Origin of the sequence: Aquitalea sp. ASV11 (assembly GCF_016429185.1) — a bacterium.
In the GTDB taxonomy this organism is placed as follows: domain Bacteria; phylum Pseudomonadota; class Gammaproteobacteria; order Burkholderiales; family Chromobacteriaceae; genus Aquitalea; species Aquitalea pelogenes.
In genome coordinates, this window is record NZ_JAELUD010000262.1 from 1 (window position 1) to 301 (window position 301).

The following is a 301-nucleotide window of genomic DNA, read 5'->3' on the forward strand; positions in this document are numbered from 1 at the left end:
GCCTTGCACAGGCGCACGCCATCAATGATGGAGGCGTGGTTCAGCTCGTCGGAAATCACCGCGTCTTCTTCACCCAGCAGGGTTTCGAATACACCGCCGTTGGCGTCGAAACAGCTGGAATACCTGTCTCTTATACACATCTGACGCTGCCGACGAACAGTAAGATGTGGGGGTGTGGGGGGGGGGGGGGGGGGTGGGGGGGGGGGGGGGGGGGGGGGGGGGGGGGGGGGGGGGGGGGGGGGGGGGGGGGGGGGGGGGGGGGGGGGGGGGGGGGGGGGGGGGGGGGGGGGGGGGGGGGGGG

General features: G+C 73.8%; 1 pseudogene. It reads right to left on the bottom strand.

Annotated elements, in window-relative coordinates:
• A pseudogene (locus JHD62_RS23160) lies at window positions 1-122 on the bottom strand (aminotransferase class I/II-fold pyridoxal phosphate-dependent enzyme); the annotation flags it as partial.
• Between the last annotated feature and the right edge of the window lie 179 nt (window positions 123-301).